At 55.0% G+C, this 544-nt stretch carries 1 pseudogene; it reads right to left on the bottom strand.

Annotated elements, in window-relative coordinates:
- Positions 1-140 precede the first annotated feature (140 nt).
- A pseudogene (locus EKA13_RS27550) lies at positions 141-544 on the bottom strand (LysM domain-containing protein); the annotation flags it as partial.

Genomic DNA, 544 nt, shown 5'->3' with positions numbered 1-544 from the left:
GGTTCGGCGCTGGGCTGATGAGCCAGTCAAAAGTAGATACTTTCCGGGATTCGGCTTCCGCTGCTCCATACAGTCTGATCAGCCACTCTGAGTAAGGAGCAGACAAGGGCGTAACCATCCGCCCTTGTCACTTTCAGCGCTTACGCCAGCCCTGTAAACCTGCCGCTGCGTTGCGCTGCCAATAGAATGTCCTGCTTGGTACTAAAAGAGCTAGGCGTCCAGGCCATGCGCTCCTCACTGCGTTCGGCTTTCGGATTGACGGCCAGCCCATCAATAAAGCGATTGAAGAAGCGTTGCTCGCGGGCATCGAGTAGCGAGTTGATTCGTGCCAGACTCTCCATGGCATTTACCTTTTGGGCTTTGGGATCGCAGTGTTCCAACACCTCGATAAACTGTCGCCAAGTGCGCACAGCTGAAAGCAGCATAATCAATGCACGCTCCCGATGCTCGTTAAAGCTCCAAACCAAGCTCTCTGACAACAGGTGGACCATAGGGCCCATTGTCTCGGGCGGTAGCAGGCTCAGGGGAATACGTTGCCCACCTA

The sequence above is a fragment of the Pseudomonas defluvii genome (assembly GCF_001695625.1).
Classification (GTDB): Bacteria; Pseudomonadota; Gammaproteobacteria; order Pseudomonadales; family Pseudomonadaceae; genus Aquipseudomonas; species Aquipseudomonas defluvii.
This window is presented reverse-complemented; position numbering and strand designations above follow the sequence as displayed.